Raw genomic sequence first — 17,637 nt, 5'->3', positions numbered from 1 at the left:
TTTTTGCTATTAAAAATTAATGCTTAAATTTCACTAAATTGTACGTTATGAGACTAGAGTTTTTGTTATGAATGGCGTAAATATAAAACCTGATCATCGAGATATTTTTAACATCAGAATAAAAGGTGTAGGTTATGGGAAAAGTCAATAAAACAGACCGGGAATGGCAAAGAGAACTATCACCAGAAGAATATCGCATTACTCGTCAGAAAGGCACAGAACCAGCATTTACAGGACAATATTGGAATAACAAACAGCATGGTATTTATGTCTGCCGATGTTGTGGTGCAGAACTCTTTTCATCTGAAACGAAATACGATAGCGGTTGCGGATGGCCAAGTTTTTATAGACCAATTGATGGTGTTGCAATAGAAGAACATGAAGATTTATCGCATGGTATGGTCAGAACGGAAATTGTCTGCCATGATTGCGATGCACATTTGGGTCATGTGTTTGAGGATGGCCCACAGCCGACAGGACTGCGTTATTGCGTGAATTCGGCATCATTACAACTTAAAACAGAAGAAAAGAATGACGAGGAAACCTATCCATGAGTAACATTTATCAGTTTGAAGCTGAATTGTTAGAGGGAGAAACAAAAGCGCTCGCTGATTATAAAGGCAAGGTCATGCTGATTGTAAATACTGCAAGTAAGTGTGGTTTTACACCACAATTTGCAGGACTTGAAAAGTTGCATGAAAAATATAAAGCTCAAGGCTTAGAAGTATTAGGATTCCCTTGTAACCAATTTGGTGGTCAGGATCCCGGCACGAATAAAGAAATTGGCGCATTCTGTCAAAGAAATTATGGTGTAAGTTTTCCAATGTTTGCTAAGGTCGATGTAAAAGGTCCTGAAGCACATGTTATTTTTCGATTTCTAACGCGTGAAGCGAAAGGCATCTTAGGTAGTCGCAATATCAAATGGAACTTTACCAAGTTTCTTGTTGGGCGTAATGGCGAAGTTTTAGGGCGTTATGCTCCTACGACTAAACCAGATGCCTTAGAAGCAGATATTGAAAAAGCATTAGCAAAAAAATAATATTGAGCAACAAAAAAGACGGTCATTTGACCGTCTTTTTTGTTGAATATTGCTTAAGACTGTTCAATTGATGTGGGCTTTGCTTTTCTAAAGCTGTGTAGTTTACGATTGATATCATCAATGAACGTATAAACTACAGGAATAACCAATAACGATAAGAAGGTACTGGTAATTAACCCGCCAATAACAGAAATTGCCATTGGTGCACGGAAACTCGGATCTGTTCCGATACCCAAGGCAATCGGTAACATACCTGCACCCATGGCTAGAGTTGTCATGATAATTGGGCGTGCTCGCTTATGACAGGCATCCAACAACGCATTCAACCGAGAATAATCTTTTTCCTTTCTCGCGATAATTGCGTAATCGACCAATAGAATCGAGTTTTTACTTGCAATTCCCATTAACATAATCAAACCGATCAAACTTGGCATCGAGAAGCTACTTTTTGCTAAAAGTAATAGTACGAATGCTCCACCGAGTGATAGAGGTAGAGCGACCAGAATAGTGATCGGTTGTAGGAAGTCTTTAAATAAAAGAACAAGAACAACGTAGATACACAATACACCTGTCAACATTGCTAAACCAAAGCTTGAGAATAACTCTTGCATGACTTCAGCATCACCAATATTGGTGCGTTTAACCGTTGGCGGTAGATTTTTCATTGTTGGGAGTTGGTCAACTTTAGCTGCAATATCACCTAATGGTTGATTATTCAGCTCGATATTAAAATTGATATTACGCAAACGATTGAAACGATCAATTTGCGATGGCCCACTTTCAATATTGACATCCGCAATCGTCCCTAACATAACAGGACCGCGGCTGCCTTTGATCATTAAGCGTTTCATTAACTCCTGATCTTGACGAGCAGCCAAAGGCAGTTTAATCACAACGGGAACCTGACGTTGAGATAAGTTTAATTTAGCCAAGTTTTGATCAAAATCGCCAGCCGTGGCGATACGCAAAGTTTCAGCAATATCGTAGGTGGTGACACCTAAATCTGCAGCTTTAGCAAAATCAGGACGAATTACCAGTTCAGGACGAATTAAAGCCGCGCTTGAAGTAATACTCCCAATATTTGGAATAGTGCGTAATTCTCGTTCAAGTTTACGTGCTGTAGACATTAAAGCTTCAGGATCATCACCTGAAAGAGCAAGTTGGTACTGGCTATTATTTCCAGCTAAACCAACTTGTATTCGAGCACCCGGCAATGGAGCTAAACGCTGACGAATCTGATTTTCAATCTCTTGTAAACTTGCACTACGATCAGAACGTCCAGTAATCTGAATGGTTAATGTTGCTTTTCTTGGTTCGCTTGAAGCGCCACCTGAAAAAGGATCTGTTCCTGCTGCACCACCACCAATCGTTGTGTATATACTCTTGATTTCTGGATGATCTTTAATCAGATTACGTGCGTATTCTGCTGTTTTTAAGGTATCAACAAATTGCGAACCAGGTGCAAGCTCCAAACGAACTTGAGTCTGTCCTGTATCTGGTGGTGGAACGAAGCCTGTTGGTAGTAAAGGAATCAGCATCACTGAGCCAACAAAAAAAGCAATTGCCCCAAATAAAGTGACCCAACGATGATTTAAACACCATGTGACTAAACGCATATAGCCACGCATGACACGTCCATCGTTAGCGCGATCTTTAGCTAGTTTTGTTGTACCATGATCTAGTTTTGCTTGCTTATCTAAAGTTTCATCTTGCTTTTCAACTTGACCTATCCATGGTTTTAAAATGTAAGCAGACATCATTGGTGTAAGCAGGCGTGCAACTAAAAGAGAAGCAAAAATTGCCAATGCAGCCGTCCAACCGAATTGAACAAAGAACTTACCCGCAATTCCACTCATAAACGCTGTTGGTAAAAATACTGCAATTAACGTGAAGGTGGTTGCAATGACCGCTAGACCAATTTCATCCGCTGCTTCCATTGCCGCTTCATACGGGGTTTTTCCCATTCGCAAATGCCGAATAATATTTTCAATTTCTACAATTGCATCATCAACTAGGATACCAACCACTAATGACATGGCGAGTAAGGTCACTGTATTTAGGGTAAATCCGAAGTAATACATCCCAATCAGGGCGGGTAATATAGACAGTGGCAGGGCAGTTGCAGCGATAATTGTTGCACGCCAATCACGTAAAAATAGCCAAACCACCAAGATTGCTAAAATTGCCCCTTCATAAAGAAGCGACATCGAACCTTTATAGTTATCGGCAACTGGTTTAACAAAGTTAAAAGCTTCTGTAATTTTAATATCAGGATGTGAGGCTTTCAGTTTCTCTAATGCTTGAGCTACACCTTTTTCAACATCGACTTCACTGGCACCTTTGCTGCGAGTAATTTCAAAACCAATGACAGGTTTACCATTTAATAGCGCAGCAGAGCGTCGTTCTGCAATTCCATCACGAATAGATGCAACTTGATCAAGGCGAATATGACGACCATCACTGAGCGCAAGATCCATTGCACCAATCTCTGCAGCCGTTTTGACGGTTGCAATAGTACGAATTGATTGTTCGCTGCCCCCAATTTTGGTTTGACCGCCTGAGGCATCTTGCTGAATCAAGCGTAATTGACGGGTAATATCTGTAGCAGTTGCATTTAATGCCAGTAATTTTTCAGGGTCGAGTTCAACTTCAACTTGACGAGTCACACCACCTACACGGGCAACGGCACCCACACCTTTCACTTGTAACATGGCACGTGCAATATCATAGTCAACAAACCATGACAGTGCTTCTTCATCCATTTTCGGTGATTGAATGGTGTAGGTGAGAATTGGCGAGCCTGATAAATTTATTTTACTAACAATCGGATCTCTTAAATCAGCAGGTAAATCGGATCTCACCTGTGATACAGCATTACGAACATCATCAACCGCTTCTTGTAGCGGTTTTTCGAGTTGAAATTCTGCTGTAACTGTAACAACACCATCTTGAATATTGGTGTATTGATTTCTTAAACCTTGCAAAGTCGCAATAGAGTTCTCAATCTTACGTGCAACTTCGGTCTCAAGTTGAGGCGGGGCTGCGCCGGGTAATGCCGCAGTTACTGTGACCATCGGAAGTTCAATGTCCGGGAATTGTTGTATTTTCATCCAGTGAAAACATAACAATCCTGCCAAACCGAGCATGATAAATAATAAAATGCCCGGAATTGGATTGCGGATTGACCAAGCAGAGAAATTCATTTTATTTCTCCTGTGTATTCACAAGTTGTTTGGTCAGTGGGGTATCAGGTATGTCTTTGGCAACAGTAACTAAATCTCCATCAGTTAAGAAACCTGTTCCGGAAGAAACCAATTTTACTTGTGTTGGTAAATCCATGATTTCCACACGATCACCTAGACGGCGGCCTATAGTGACTTTTTGTTGTGTTACACGATTATTTTGATCAACAATAAAAACATAAGAAAAACCATCCCGCAGCAATAATGCTGTTTGTGGAATAGTTAATGCTGGTTTCTCACCTAAATCAAATTCACCTTTCACAAACATTCCCATACGAACAGCTTGAGTCGTTGGAATATCGACATAAACCAGACCATAACGAGTTTGTGGGTCAATCACAGGTGCTATCATTCGAACCTTGCCTGTAACCGTCGCTTGGGCAGGATCAGGAGAAATGATTCGTGCAGTCATCCCTTGTTTAAGTTTATATAAATCAGAAGAAGTGACTTCGGCACGCCATTCGAGTCGATGGTCACGAATCAAACGGAATAATTCTTGCCCTGTTTGTGCTAAAGATCCAACCGTGGCAGTTCGTGCTGAAATAACACCATTATCAGGTGAAACCACTTGAGTTTGAGCTAAGCGTAATTGATTACTTTCAATTTGAGCTTTGGCTGCATCAAGACGAGCTTGTGCAGTCGCTTGCGAGGTTTGATATTGCGTGGATTCTTGAGCAGAAATTGCACCCGTATTTTTAAGCTGTTGAATACGTTTGTTATTGGTAATCGCATCAGCTAAAACAGCTTGTGCTTCGGCATAACTTGCCTGAGCTGCTGCGAGGTCAGCACGTATTGTTTCACTGTTAATTTCAGCTAAAACTTGACCGCGTTTTACCTCATCACCAACATTCACATTGACGCGAGTAAGCCGTTGACCTGATAGCTCGCTCCCAATGACAACTTCTTGCCAAGCTGCAATATTTCCATTTGCGGTAAAGCTTTGTTTCCAATTTTGCTGTTCAGGTTGAACAACCGTCACCGTCAGTGCTGCTTTTTGTTCTGCTGAATTTGCCCCTTTGCGCTTTTCTATATTTGCTGAGCTTTTGGCTTTATTTGTTTGCCAAAACATGACTGCAATAATTAAAAAAACAACAATGATCGCTAAAATAAACCAAATTTTTTTCTTAGTTTTCTGGGGAGTTTGAGAAGCCATCTTTCCATAATCGCCAAATATTGATGGCCTAAGTATAGACGAAGATTTCAACAGATGGTCAATAGTAAACTGACAGATGAAAAAATTAATAAAGGGCGAGTTTCAACACAATATAATAGGATACGGCTTATAAAGTGATCACTCGCTATAATTTCAGATTGCTATAAAGGAAGTAAGCGATTAGTCACCACGCTTTTCATTACAATTGTGGAGGTAAGGCGCTGTACATTCGGTAAAGCAGACAGACTGTCGTCATAAAGTTTTTGAAAACTTGCTAGATCTTTGGTCACCACATGCAACAAATAATCAGGATTGCCAAACAGTCGCTGTGCTTGAATCACATTTGCAATTTCACTGACCTTTTCTTCAAAGCTAGACAAAGCCCGCTTATCACCATCTTTTAAAGTCACAAAAATAATTGCCGCAAAATTAAAGCCAATTTGAGACGCTTCAAGGTCGGCATGATAGCCTTTAATGACCCCAGATTCTTCTAAAGCTTTCACTCGGCGATGGCAAGGCGATAGACTTAAGCCTATTCTTTCAGCCAATTCGGTGATAGATAATCGTCCATTTGCTTGTAGTTCAGCAATAATTTTCTTATCAATGCGATCCATTTGGAATAATCTACCTTTTAGTTTTGAAAACAAGCAAACATTTGGAATAACATTTTAAGCATTAAAGCCTATTCTCTCAATTCTATTTTCACCAAATGGTGAAAAATAATAATGATGGCGAGTAGGTGTCTGATATGGATCTAAGTGTAATTTTTGCTTTTTGGTGTGTTTCAATTTTATTTGTTTTAACACCGGGTGCAGATTGGGCTTATGCGATTCTAGCTGGCATAAAAGGGCAGTTTGTTATGACAGCGGTGATGGGCTTGGTGTTGGGACACTTCATGGCTATTTTATGTGTTGCGGCTGGAGTTGGCACTTTGCTTAATCATTATCCAATTCTTTTAAGTACCATGACGATTGTAGGTGCTTGTTACTTATTTTGGATGGGCATAAGTCTATTGATTCGCCCCGCGGTGATTTCAAATGAGACTAAACAAAATCAGTCACTTGAATCTGCTCAATCATGGCTAATTAAGGGCGTGGGGATTAGTGGATTAAACCCTAAAGTGCTGTTGTTATTCTTCGCTTTATTACCTCCATTTATCCATCCTAAAGTCGCACTTTCCCCAACAGCACAAATTATTGTGTTAGGAATGATTCATTTGCTAAGTTGTGCTGTAGTTTATATTTTGGTTGGAATCGCAGCGAAGAAATTATTAAGTACACGACCTCAAGCTGTAAAAATAGTCAGTCGTATTTCGGGGAGCTTAATGATTTTGATTGCCACCATATTGCTGATTGGACAGCTTTCATAAGTTGCTGAAGAATCTATACTTTGGCATAGATTCTTCAGATATTTTATTGATTAAAGAATTGCTTTTAGTCGTTTTACCACTTCTTCACACTGTGCTAAATCTGCGACTAGTGCCATCCGAACGTGTCCTTCGCCCGGATTACCTTGTTCGGTATCACGAGATAAATAGCGACCTGGTAACACCTTAATATGGGCTTTTTCCATCAACATTTTTGCAAAAGTTTCATCATTATCAACTTTCAACCAATAATAAAAACCTGCATCAGGTTTTTGTAACGGTAGCAAATGTCCTAATTCTGTTTGGAATAAATCAAATTTAGCACGGTATTGTTGACGATTTTCTTCTACATGTGTCTCATCATTCCATGCCGCAATCGAAGCCAATTGATGTTGAACAGGCATCGCAGCGCCGTGATAGGTACGATATTGTAAATAAGGTTTTAATAATGCTGCATCACCCGCAACGAAACCAGAACGCATACCCGGGAGGTTTGAACGTTTAGAAAGGGAATGGAACACGATACAATTTTTATAATCATCACGTCCTATTTCAGCACAAACTTCTAAAAGCCCAATCGGTGCTTCATCAAACCATAACTCTGAATAACATTCATCAGAAGCAATCACAAAACCATATTGATCAGAAAGTGCAATCAACTTTTTGAATTGCTCTTTTGAAAGTACAGTACCTGTTGGATTACCTGGTGTGCAAACGAATAATAATGCTGTATTTTCCCATACTTCTGCAGGAACGGCATCAAAGTCGCCTAAATAAGCATTTTCCTCGGTGCAGTTGATAAAGTAAGGCTTTGCACCTGCCAATAATGCAGCACCTTCATAAATTTGATAGAACGGATTTGGCATCACGATGTACGGTGCATCTTCGCGTTTAATTAAGGCTTGCACAAAAGAAAAGATACCTTCACGTGTACCAGAAACAGGCAAAATATGTTCTTCTGCACTAATATGATTCAGTTTGAAACGATTACTAAGCCATTGTGCAATACTTTGGCGCAGTTCAGGTTGCCCTTTACTATTAGGGTAAGTCGATAAATGTGCAAAATTATCAATGATTGCTTGTTTAACGAACTCTGGTGCAGGATGTTTTGGTTCACCAATTGATAATGGAATCAATGGTAAATTGGCAGGTTGCACATCTTTAAAAAGTTGATTTAACTTTTCAAAAGGATAGGGATGCAATAAAGACAAGCTGGAGTTCATTTAAACAATTACCCAAAATAAGCGTTATAAGTCCCCAAAGATACGACATGATCATCATACCCAAGGGGGATTCAGGGGATTTTAAGATGGATTACAAATTTGATTCGATGCTTCATCTAAAGCTGCTTTAAGCGTTTCCGCAAAAGCTTTCACCTCTTCATGGGTGAGTAATATACCGTTTTTCTTGGTCACAAAGAAAATATCTTCTGCTCTTTCACCCAGTGTTGCAATTCTAGCAGAGTGAATATCCAATCCTTGTAGCATAAACAATGCGCCAATCCGAGCTAATAGACCAGGTTGATCGAGTGTCGAGATTTCAACCATATGTTGCTGTAAAGTAGGGTTGAGTACGATATCCACGGTGTTTTGCACATCGAAATGACGTAAATGGCGTGGAATACGGCGTTGCATAATGCCCGGATATTGATCTGAATGGCTGAGCGCATCTACAAGCGCAGCTTTGACTTTGCGTTCACGCTCTGGATCAGTCAGTAATGTACCAAAACGATCAAGAACTAAATACGTATCTAAACTAAATGATGTAGTTGCAGTAATAATTCTTGCATCTTGAACATCAAGATTCATGCGGTCTAAGACAGCAACCGTTGTTGCAAATAAGTTCGGTTGATCACGGGTGTAAATAAAGATTTGAACGGCGTCATCCGCAGCATTTCGATGTGCGCGTAATAAAACCAAAGGCTCTGGGTTATCGCCATGCTGTAAAATCGCTTGAGTATGCCATGCAATTTCATTGGCTGATTCTTTAACGAAGTATTCATCACCGAGTTCTTGCCAAACTTTTTCGACTTCAGCGAGAGAGAAGTCATTAACCAATAATTCACTGGCAGCAAATTTGGTGTCTTCAATTAACATTTGATAGTCAACAGGACGACCTAAGCCTGAACGAATAACATCTCGTGCATAGGTATACAACTGGCGCATAAGGGAAGCACGCCACGTATTCCAAAGTTTAGGATTCGTGGCATTAATATCAGCGACCGTTAAAGTGTATAGATAGTCCAAATGTTCCATGTCACCGACTTTTTCGGCAAACTCTTTGACTTCATCTGGATCAGAAATATCTTTTTTCTGTGCAGTAAGGGACATGAGTAGATGATTGTTAATCAACCATGCTACAAGTTTACATTCACGTTCAGTAAAACCATGCGTGCGACAGAACTCGATGGCATCTAATGCCCCTAATTCACTATGATCACCGCCACGACCTTTCGCAATATCATGGAAAATTGCTGCCATATAGACAATATCGTGACGCGCAATACGTTGGAATACTGAACTCACCACTGGGAATTCTTTAGCGAATTCAGGTTCTTTAAAGCGACTTAAGTTTCTGAGCAATAACAACGTATGTGCATCTACTGTGTAGATATGGAACAGATCGTACTGCATTAATCCTGTAATCTGTCCAAACGAAGGAATGTAGTTCCCTAGTACACCATAACGTTTCATCGCCACCATCGTGTCATATAAATGCGGCGAGCGAATAATTGACATGAATAATGCTTGATGTTCTGGATTATCCCTGAAACGTTGATCAATTCGTTTTGCTGCGAGCACAAGAAGACGCAAGGTACGAGCACGAATACCTGTAATTTCTGGTCGATTGGCTAACAGATAGAATAGTTCTAAAATTGCACTCGGTTCTTCAGAAAATACTTTGTGATGCTGAACAGCGAGTTTGCCGTCTACAATTTTAAAGCGGTCATTAATGTCGATAATTTGGCGTTCATAATCTGGCAGACGAGGAGTAATGACTGATTCATTGAAGTAAGCAAGTAACATCTCATTCAGTGTTGAAACTTGTTGCGCTGTTCGATAATAACGCTTCATGAATTGTTCAACTGCAAAGTTCACAGGTTGACCTTCTTCGCGAACATAACCAAATTTTGCTGCTATATCTCTTTGATATTCAAATAATAAGCGATTCTCATCTCGTTTTGCGATACGATGCAAATGGGTTCTAATCTCCCATAAGAAACTTTCAGCTTCTTCCAGTACACCTAATTCAAATTCAGTAATAAAGCCTAAGTGAACTAAATCATAAATACGATTGACACGGAAGTGACGTTTGGCAATCCAACCAATTTGATTAATATCACGAATACCGCCAGGTGCATTTTTGATATCTGGTTCTAAATTGCTTTCAGTATTATTGTGTTGAGCATAGCGCTTGGTCTGTTCCGCCATTTTGGCATCATAGAACGTTTTATCTGTCCATGTTTGGGCGACAATACGACGTGGCCATTTAGCCAGTTGTTCATTGCCTGTAATTAAACGTGCCTCGATTAAAGTTGAAGCAACAGTTAAATCATTTGCTGCTTGTTCAACACAGTTTTGAATCGTACGAACGCTAATTCCAGGTTTAAAATTACCAACATCCCATAAGGATGAAATAAAAGTTGAGATCAGTTTTTCTTGTTCTTCACTGATTTCATCTTCAGATAAAATCATGATGTCAGTATCGGAATATGGCAGCATTTCGCGACGACCATATCCTCCGACCGCAAATAAACCTAATTCAGTTTTATTTAATTCAGCATGATTCCATAAAAAGACTAAGGCCTCATCAATTGAGTTGGAACGAGCCTTAATCACTTCACGAATAGCTTGCCCATTTTCATAACTCTCTTGTAATTGCTTTTCTACATCTGTTCGCCATTGATTAATGGCTTTAATATCATGATGACTGGTGACATAGTTCAGCAAAGGAGATGTATTGATCATGAAAATGGGTCTACTCAATTTAAGTTAAGAGTTTGTGTGTACGCTCACTTGGTCAGCAGCTTGTTGCGCTAATTCACGTGCTTGGTCTGTTGTTTCAGCCCGTGCTGTTGCAACTCCCATACGGCGAGGTTTAAAACCTTCAGGTTTACCAAATAAACGTAAGTCAGTATTCGGATTGGCTAAAGCAAGATTCAAGCCATCAAAGCTGAGGTTATTCGCATCTACACCTGCATAAATCACGGCACTTGCCGCAGTACTATGGCGAGCTGTATTAACAGGTAAACCTAAAATAGCACGGGCATGCAATTCAAATTCGCTTTGGAATTGAGAAGCTAAAGTTACGAGACCCGTATCATGTGGGCGAGGGGAAACTTCACTGAACCAAACTTTATCGCCTTTGATAAATAGCTCTACACCAAAGATACCACAGCCACCTAATGCAGTTGTTGCTTTGTGTGCGATACGTTTAGCTTCTTGTAAGGCAGCAGCAGTCATTGGTTGAGGTTGCCAGCTTTCGACATAGTCACCCGCATCTTGACGGTGTCCAATCGGATCACAGAAATGGGTTTCGATTTCGCCAGTCTTAGGATTTTTTGCACGAACTGTTAATAAGGTGATTTCAAAATCAAAATCAATTTGTGATTCGATAATCACTGTACCTTGATTAACACGACCGCCTTGCATCGCATATTCCCAAGCGGCATCAACTTCATCAAAGCTTTTAACGCGAGACTGACCTTTACCTGATGAGGACATCACTGGCTTTACAAAGTTTGGATAACCAATGTCATCACATGCCGCGCGGAAACTTTCTAAAGTACTGGCAAAGCGATAAGCGGATGTTGGTAGACCGAGTTCTTCAGCAGCTAAACGACGAATTCCTTCGCGGTTCATTGTGAGATTGACTGCTTTAGCTGAAGGAATAACGGTTGCTGTTTGGCTTTGTTCAATTTCTACAAGCACTTCAGTTGCAATCGCCTCAATTTCAGGAACAATCAAATTGGGTTTAATTGTTTCAATGAGTTGTTTTAATTCAGTTGGATCAGCCATATTCAATGTATAAGAAAAATGTGCAACTTGCATGGCTGGTGCATGATCATAACGATCTGCGGCATGAACTTCGACACCTAAGCGTTGTAAAGAAATCACAACCTCTTTACCTAGCTCCCCAGAACCTAACAGTAAAACCTTAAATGCAGAAGATTGAAGTGGAGTTCCAAGAGTGACGCTCATGCGTGTAATCCTATCCTGAGTAATTTGTGGTTAAGCATAGCAGAACTTTTTGATGAATTAAGCTTGCCTGATACAAAAAAACAAGGTTTTGTTAGACAAAAAATATGACTTATCATCGTGTTGATCTGTTTAGACATTGACTTGATAGTTAAGTCGTAATTCATCTGCATTTTGACCACGGATTCCCCAATTTGATTTTGGGGTTTCAAAAATTGTAATTTCAATATCTTGTGGGGAAATACCACATTGCTGCTGAATATTAGAAAAAATTGATTGAATGAATTGTTTTTTTGCCGAAGTTGTTCGCCCCTCAAACATTGAAATTTCAATAATCAAATATTCTTCACTGCGATCATTTGGATATATAAAATCTTCTGGGGCTAAAGCAATAAAGCGCTGAAACTTTTTTTCTACAGGATAATCGAGGCTTGTGACCAGTGCTTGGTGAATAGCATCTGACAATTGACTTCTAAATTGTTGAATCGTTTGATGTAGTGCATAAATTTTGATTTGAGACATAAATAAGTTATTCCAAAATTAAGATTAGAAATTTTGATTCACATGATATTTTTATTTCACCACTTTAAATGATATTGGCATTAAATCAATTCTTTAGAACGTAGATTGTTCTATGGGATAAATAAGTAACAACGATTGAGTATTGTTGCTGAATTGACTAGCATAATGCGCAAATGTTCCATTGGCGATTTGATATGTTTAATACAAAAACTCATGTAGCGACAATAATGTTGTTTAGCAGCCTTTTATTGACTGCATGTGATCATTCAAGCAATCAGCCAGAAAAAAAAGTGGAAATTAAAGCAGCTCCCAAACTTAATAATGATGCAACAAGTTACGCACAAGCTGCTTGGAAGCTCATTAATGAAATTGATCCAATTGTATACAATAAACAATCTGCTGAGATCGAAGATAAAGTCAGAAAACCATTACGACAACTCAGTACCGATTGGCGAATTAATGTCAAAATGACGGATTCTGTGACTGAAGGAAAATATGCGCTATGCCGTAAAGCATTAACCAGTCTGGATACTTGGGCAAGAGATGTCAAAGATAATGTGAGTTCGTCAACGCAAAAGCAAGCTGACTACGAACGAGACAAGGCACAGTGTAAAGATGCAATTGATAATCCAGCTTTAGGCAATACCTCACCTAAATAAGAGTGAAAAATGTATCTTCGTATCTTATCCGTTTTCTTGATTCTATTTGGTCTGTTGGGAATAAACACCAGTTATGCCCAAGTAGATTTTCATCTTACGTATCAGGTGAAAATGCCGAATACGAAGCCTGTACATTTTTTAAATGATAGTTCATTTAGATTTGTTAGCCTGTCGCCCTTCTTTACTGCCAATGAGCTAGTGAATGCCAAGGCTATTCTTGTTGAAGGTAGGGCAGTGGTTGAAATCGAAATTTCAGCTTCTGCTCAGAAAAAGTATAATCAGTTGGTCAACAGGAATATAGCAAGTCAAGATCAAGGTCTATTTAATCAATTAATTGGTTTAGGCATCATGATTGATGGACAGCCAGCGAAGGTTATACAAGGGATTTATAGACCTATTTCAGATCAAAAATTATGGTTTTTCTTGGTTGATGATCGTTTGCCTACCAATGAACAATTTCGTCAGGCAAACAAAATTGTGAAAAAAATGAAATTTGTCAAAGCTTTACATTGAAGTCATCTAATTTGGAATTTATTCTAATTTTAAGCTTAAAAATGATGTGATTTCAATAAAAAAGCGAGATGATAAATCTCGCTTCAGCTGGTTAAAGCTATCATGAGTTTGGGTTATGACGTTTTTCCTGTTTTTGCGGCTTCCTGCTTGATTTGTGTGGTTGATGTCGTTGCTGCTTTTTTAGTGTCCGATGACATTTTCATGGTGTCATGTTTCATTGTATCTTTTGCTTTCGTGGTTTCTTTTTTGGTTTTTACGACATTTGCTGCTACGCACTTGCCACCTTTATGATTTGGTCCTGTGCCACCCTGTAATTGAGTTCCTTTCGGGCAGGCAAATGCACTTGCGCTTAATACGGTGAACAAGCCTGCTGTTAGAATTGTTGCGACTTTTTTCATAATTGTCATCTGAATCAGGTAAGCGATAGTGCTTAGGATTAATTTAGACGAGTTTTTAACAACAAAGCAGAATGATTTTGTGAATAATTTAAATGGAAGCGTAGTGTTTTATAGCGAGAGTTTATCTTTTAATTTATGTTTAAGATTAAGTGGATATTGCATAATAGATGATCTAATTTTCTAAATAAGATCATACTATCGCCGTAACACTTTATTGCTTTAGATAACCGACAGCAGCGACTTTCTTTAACTTTTCAATATCAATCACCTCAATTTTTTTAAAACCAAGTTGTATGATTCCTTGTTTTTCAAATAGATTTAATTCTTGATTAACGGTTTGTCTTGAGATTGTTAGCATATTAGCAAGTTGATCTTGTGAAATTTGAATATTGAAATCTTGGATACAAGAGCGATTGCCATAGCCTTCAAGAATAAATAATAAACGTTGTGCAAGACGCTGGCTGATACTTTGAGTCTGAATTGCAATTTGTTCTAAAAAGACATAACGGAGTTTTTGACTGGTAAGCAAAGCAAAGTAATACCAGTAATAGGGATTTTGCAGTAGAAATGCTTTAAGTGGTTGTGCTGGAATTTGTAAAACGACACTTTTCTTGAGTGCAATAGCATCATGAGAGCGTGGTTGCTGGTCAATAAGAGAAATTTCTCCAAACCACATAACGGGTTCAGCAATCGCAGCAATTGCTTCATTCCCATTCACATCAATGTATCCCAAACTAATCGATCCTTCAAGCACACCATAAACACCATCAAAAGGGTCTTGAGCGTGAAATACGGCAGCATTTTTTTCTATGTTATATTTTTTTCCGTGCTCGATTATGAAGTTTTTAAATGGTAAATCTAGGTGACTGAACCAAGCATTTTGATGTAAATGTTTAATATAAATTGCATCTAACACAACATTTCCTTTGTTAAAAATAAATCCATTTGTCAACTATATGACAATTTCACATACTCATTTCTTATAGATTAACAGCATAAACTAAATATATGAGGAATGAGCAATGACAAATTTGGAACGACAACTCAGTCAGTATGCTGCTTACCATTTAGATCGAAATAATATTATGACTCATTTTGTAGGCATTCCTTTAATCGTTTTCTCTATCTTATGTTTAACCGCACGAGCAGGTATAGAAATCTCTGGTTTCTCTATAACCTTAGCTATGATACTGATTGTTTTAAGTAGTATTTATTATCTTACACTTGATAAGTTGTTTGGTGCATTGATGCTGATCTTATTGGTGTTGGCTTATCCTCTAGCTTTAAAAGTTGCGGCTTTATCCATGTGGAGTTGGTTAGGTGCAAGTGTTGGTATTTTTGTTGTAGGCTGGGTTTTTCAGTTTGTAGGACATTATTTTGAAAAGAAAAAACCTGCATTTGTTGATGATCTGATTGGTTTGGCAATTGGTCCATTGTTCGTTTTAGCTGAGTTCGTATTCTTACTGGGTTTCCGTAAACCATTACATCAACGTATTTTGAAAGAAGCGGAAAGCAAACGTGCCGCAATGGATATGAAAGTCCAAACTGCATCTTAAGCCCAGATAATTTTAAAAGAACCGAGATCATTTAGATTTCGGTTTTTTATTGCAATAAATAGATTATTTAAAATGTGCGATCAGCTTGTTATGCTGAATGGCCTTTAACCCAAGATTTATATTTAAAAGCAAATGACAGGACTTTACGAATATTGGTCACTACCGCACAAGTTAAGCATTAAATGTCCATCATGTCAGCGCAAAGCGAATTTTGAATTTGCTCGATTTGCTAAGATTCAGCTCAAAAAAGACATCGATTATTTTCAGCAACATCCAGATTTTGAATATCAGCGTTTTCAGGATAGTTGTGGTGGTTATTGGAATGCTGCTTTTTACTATCCTAATTTATCGGTTGATCTTCAGCAGATTCGCGATTTACCTGAGACCTATGATGTACAAAAATGGTCTGTGCCTTATTCTTCAATGAATAAAGGCGGAGTGGTGTGTGAATCTTGTGATTGTCGTCAAAAACATGAACTGAATTGGCCGAATGATGCCTATTATGTGGTGATGTATAGACAACAAGCGCTATGGGCATTTCATCTTGAAGCGGCGATAGATCTCTATGATTATTTACAAGAAGATTTACGTGATCATAAAAAATATCGCCACTCTTTCTTTTTGTTACATATCCCGACGATTTTTAAACAGAAGAAGGCAAGAGCGCATGTGACTAAACAATTACAGAAATTATTAAAAAATCAGTAAGATGAGATGACTGATTTTTAGTGTCATTTTATGTGTAGATTGCAACAAATTCCCTGATGGTTTGAACAATCAGTTGCGGTTTTTCTCGATGGGGAACATGCCCACATGCTTCAATCAAATGTAATTCTGCATCCGCATATTGGGCTAATCGTTCAGGTTGCGCTAAGCTGCCATGTGCTGCAGAAAACAAGATTGCCGATCTGGCCCAGCAATTTAATTTTAGTGAGCGGAATTTAAAACGGCGTTTTCAATTGGCGACGCAGATTTCTCCCAATCAATATTTGCAACAGGTGAGAGTTGATAAAGCCAAGAAGTTATTATTAAACACAGATATGAATATTCAGCAAATTGCTTATGAAGTGGGCTATGAAAATGTGAGTTTCTTTATTCGAATATTTAAAAAGATCACAGCTTGTACACCAACGCAATGGGTCAAATAAATGATTGAATCGTGGTTTGTGATTTACCTAAAGATTTTGATTGATACATGAGCTGATCTGCTGTCTTGGTTGCATCTTCTAGGTTTTCTGGCAATTCAGATAAAATGGCTAAACCCATACTAAAATCGACGCCATATTTTTGATTTAAGCCACTTTCTGCAAATGATGTTCGTAAGTGATGATCACAAAGATATGCTTGGGTTTCATCAATATCTAATAAAATAATTGCAAACTCATCACCACCTAAACGGGCAACAATGTCTGAAGAACGACATGATTTTTTTAGAACTTGTGAAAATTGCAATAAAACTTCGTCACCACGATGATGTCCATGAGTATCATTCACTGCTTTAAAACCGTCGAGATCAATAATTCCAACGGCAAACAGCGACTGTTTACGAAAGTTTAATTTACGCAAAATACGATATTCAATATCGAGAGCACGGCTATTATCGAGAGAGGTGAGCTGATCTTTCATTGCTAAATTTTTCATTTCTTGCCAGTTTCTTCTAACATTTATGAGCAAGAAAGCAACGATTGAGAACAAACCTAGACGAACGATCGTATTCCAAAAGGGAATGATAGGGTTTGAATACAGATGACCTGCATTAATATCAGCAAATAACCATGTAATTGCTGATAGTAAAATTGTAACTACGGTAACTTTAGCATGGTCGTACCATGCTGCAATTGATACAGGCAGTAGGTAAAACACAGAGAACGAGTATTCATAACCTGTTACCAAGTCAATTATCCCAAGCACGGTGGTAATAAGTATAATTAACAACCGTCGTATTGCTGGATTATGAGCGAATAATCGTTCTAAGGTTCTTTCCATAGCGC

The 17,637-nt window shown here is 38.6% G+C and carries 19 protein-coding genes; 8 read left to right on the top strand and 11 right to left on the bottom strand.

The genetic code is table 11. From position 1 onward, the window contains the following. The first annotated feature begins 134 nt into the window (after nt 1-134). Together msrB and AAV96_RS05180 are read left to right on the top strand one after the other, a co-directional pair. A complete protein-coding gene (gene msrB / locus AAV96_RS05185) occupies nt 135-554 on the top strand; it encodes a peptide-methionine (R)-S-oxide reductase MsrB (RefSeq protein WP_005215543.1) in 420 nt (139 codons plus the stop codon). After that, a complete protein-coding gene (locus AAV96_RS05180; protein ID WP_004661561.1) occupies nt 551-1,039 on the top strand; it encodes a glutathione peroxidase in 489 nt (162 codons plus the stop codon). Before msrB ends, AAV96_RS05180 begins: the two co-directional genes overlap by 4 nt. A 53-nt stretch (nt 1,040-1,092) precedes the next feature. Here the strand turns inward: AAV96_RS05180 and AAV96_RS05175 are convergent, their stop codons facing one another. The 3 genes from AAV96_RS05175 to AAV96_RS05165 all read right to left on the bottom strand — a co-directional run bounded on the left by AAV96_RS05175 (nt 1,093) and on the right by AAV96_RS05165 (nt 6,048). Then, the gene (locus tag AAV96_RS05175) at nt 1,093-4,242 is read right to left on the bottom strand and encodes an efflux RND transporter permease subunit (RefSeq protein ID WP_046738542.1); all 3,150 of its coding nucleotides are present in this window, start codon (nt 4,240-4,242) and stop codon (nt 1,093-1,095) included. Between the two features lies 1 nt (nt 4,243). Further along, nucleotides 4,244-5,434 carry an efflux RND transporter periplasmic adaptor subunit gene (locus tag AAV96_RS05170; RefSeq protein WP_046738541.1) on the bottom strand — a complete coding sequence of 397 codons (1,191 nt, stop codon included), beginning with the start codon at nt 5,432-5,434 and terminating at the stop codon, nt 4,244-4,246. Between the two features lie 161 nt (nt 5,435-5,595). After that, nucleotides 5,596-6,048 carry an Lrp/AsnC family transcriptional regulator gene (locus AAV96_RS05165; RefSeq protein WP_004661566.1) on the bottom strand — a complete coding sequence of 151 codons (453 nt, stop codon included), beginning with the start codon at nt 6,046-6,048 and terminating at the stop codon, nt 5,596-5,598. Nucleotides 6,049-6,182: 134 nt separating this feature from the next. Here AAV96_RS05165 and AAV96_RS05160 point away from each other — a divergent pair, with 134 nt between their 5' ends. Continuing rightward, complete coding sequence (locus AAV96_RS05160) at nt 6,183-6,803, top strand: LysE family translocator (RefSeq protein ID WP_046738540.1); 621 nt, start codon at nt 6,183-6,185, stop codon at nt 6,801-6,803. 50 nt (nt 6,804-6,853) lie between these two features. On the opposite strand, the gene dapC is transcribed toward AAV96_RS05160, so the two are convergent. The 4 genes from dapC to AAV96_RS05140 all read right to left on the bottom strand — a co-directional run bounded on the left by dapC (nt 6,854) and on the right by AAV96_RS05140 (nt 12,520). Continuing rightward, complete coding sequence (gene dapC / locus AAV96_RS05155; RefSeq protein ID WP_046738539.1) at nt 6,854-8,023, bottom strand: succinyldiaminopimelate transaminase; 1,170 nt, start codon at nt 8,021-8,023, stop codon at nt 6,854-6,856. An 81-nt stretch (nt 8,024-8,104) separates the two neighbouring features. Further along, nucleotides 8,105-10,768, bottom strand: coding sequence for a [protein-PII] uridylyltransferase (gene glnD, locus AAV96_RS05150; protein ID WP_005215553.1), 2,664 nt, complete (start codon nt 10,766-10,768; stop codon nt 8,105-8,107). Between the two features lie 24 nt (nt 10,769-10,792). Continuing rightward, a complete protein-coding gene (purT, locus tag AAV96_RS05145) occupies nt 10,793-12,010 on the bottom strand; it encodes a formate-dependent phosphoribosylglycinamide formyltransferase (RefSeq protein WP_171249120.1) in 1,218 nt (405 codons plus the stop codon). A 120-nt stretch (nt 12,011-12,130) separates the two neighbouring features. Further along, nucleotides 12,131-12,520, bottom strand: a complete 390-nt coding sequence (locus AAV96_RS05140; protein WP_046738537.1) for a tautomerase family protein — start codon at nt 12,518-12,520, stop codon at nt 12,131-12,133. 194 nt (nt 12,521-12,714) lie between these two features. On the opposite strand from AAV96_RS05140, the gene AAV96_RS05135 reads away from it, so the two are divergent. Beyond that, nucleotides 12,715-13,179, top strand: a complete 465-nt coding sequence (locus tag AAV96_RS05135) for a hypothetical protein (protein ID WP_046738536.1) — start codon at nt 12,715-12,717, stop codon at nt 13,177-13,179. A 9-nt stretch (nt 13,180-13,188) separates the two neighbouring features. After that, nucleotides 13,189-13,692, top strand: coding sequence for a hypothetical protein (locus tag AAV96_RS05130; RefSeq protein ID WP_046738535.1), 504 nt, complete (start codon nt 13,189-13,191; stop codon nt 13,690-13,692). 113 nt (nt 13,693-13,805) lie between these two features. Here the strand turns inward: AAV96_RS05130 and AAV96_RS05125 are convergent, their stop codons facing one another. Next, nucleotides 13,806-14,090: a hypothetical protein gene (locus AAV96_RS05125; RefSeq protein ID WP_034601257.1), complete on the bottom strand. Its 285-nt coding sequence runs from the start codon at nt 14,088-14,090 to the stop codon at nt 13,806-13,808. Nucleotides 14,091-14,301: 211 nt separating this feature from the next. Next, on the bottom strand, nt 14,302-15,006 hold the full coding sequence (locus tag AAV96_RS05120; protein ID WP_046738534.1) for a Crp/Fnr family transcriptional regulator: 705 nt from the start codon (nt 15,004-15,006) through the stop codon (nt 14,302-14,304). Nucleotides 15,007-15,112: 106 nt separating this feature from the next. Between AAV96_RS05120 and AAV96_RS05115 the strand changes: the two genes are divergently transcribed. Further along, nucleotides 15,113-15,646 (top strand): DUF962 domain-containing protein, encoded by a 534-nt coding sequence (locus tag AAV96_RS05115; protein ID WP_046738533.1) that lies wholly within the window; start codon nt 15,113-15,115, stop codon nt 15,644-15,646. 132 nt (nt 15,647-15,778) lie between these two features. After that, nucleotides 15,779-16,354: a hypothetical protein gene (locus tag AAV96_RS05110; RefSeq protein WP_046738532.1), complete on the top strand. Its 576-nt coding sequence runs from the start codon at nt 15,779-15,781 to the stop codon at nt 16,352-16,354. A 28-nt stretch (nt 16,355-16,382) separates the two neighbouring features. Here AAV96_RS05110 and AAV96_RS17920 read toward each other — a convergent pair whose 3' ends face one another. Further along, nucleotides 16,383-16,544: an alpha/beta fold hydrolase gene (locus AAV96_RS17920; RefSeq protein WP_227505824.1), complete on the bottom strand. Its 162-nt coding sequence runs from the start codon at nt 16,542-16,544 to the stop codon at nt 16,383-16,385. Here AAV96_RS17920 and AAV96_RS05105 point away from each other — a divergent pair. Further along, entirely contained in the window at nt 16,468-16,794 is a 327-nt protein-coding gene (locus tag AAV96_RS05105; RefSeq protein ID WP_413772441.1) for a helix-turn-helix domain-containing protein, read from the top strand. The genes AAV96_RS17920 and AAV96_RS05105 overlap by 77 nt on opposite strands. On the opposite strand, the gene AAV96_RS05100 is transcribed toward AAV96_RS05105, so the two are convergent. Further along, a complete protein-coding gene (locus AAV96_RS05100) occupies nt 16,787-17,632 on the bottom strand; it encodes a GGDEF domain-containing protein (protein ID WP_046738530.1) in 846 nt (281 codons plus the stop codon). The genes AAV96_RS05105 and AAV96_RS05100 overlap by 8 nt on opposite strands. Nucleotides 17,633-17,637: the final 5 nt, after the last annotated feature.

It is taken from the genome of Acinetobacter sp. AG1 (assembly GCF_001005525.1).
GTDB lineage: Bacteria > Pseudomonadota > Gammaproteobacteria > Pseudomonadales > Moraxellaceae > Acinetobacter > Acinetobacter modestus.
The sequence above is the reverse complement of the archived record's forward strand: the minus strand, read 5'-3'. Positions and strand labels throughout refer to the sequence as shown.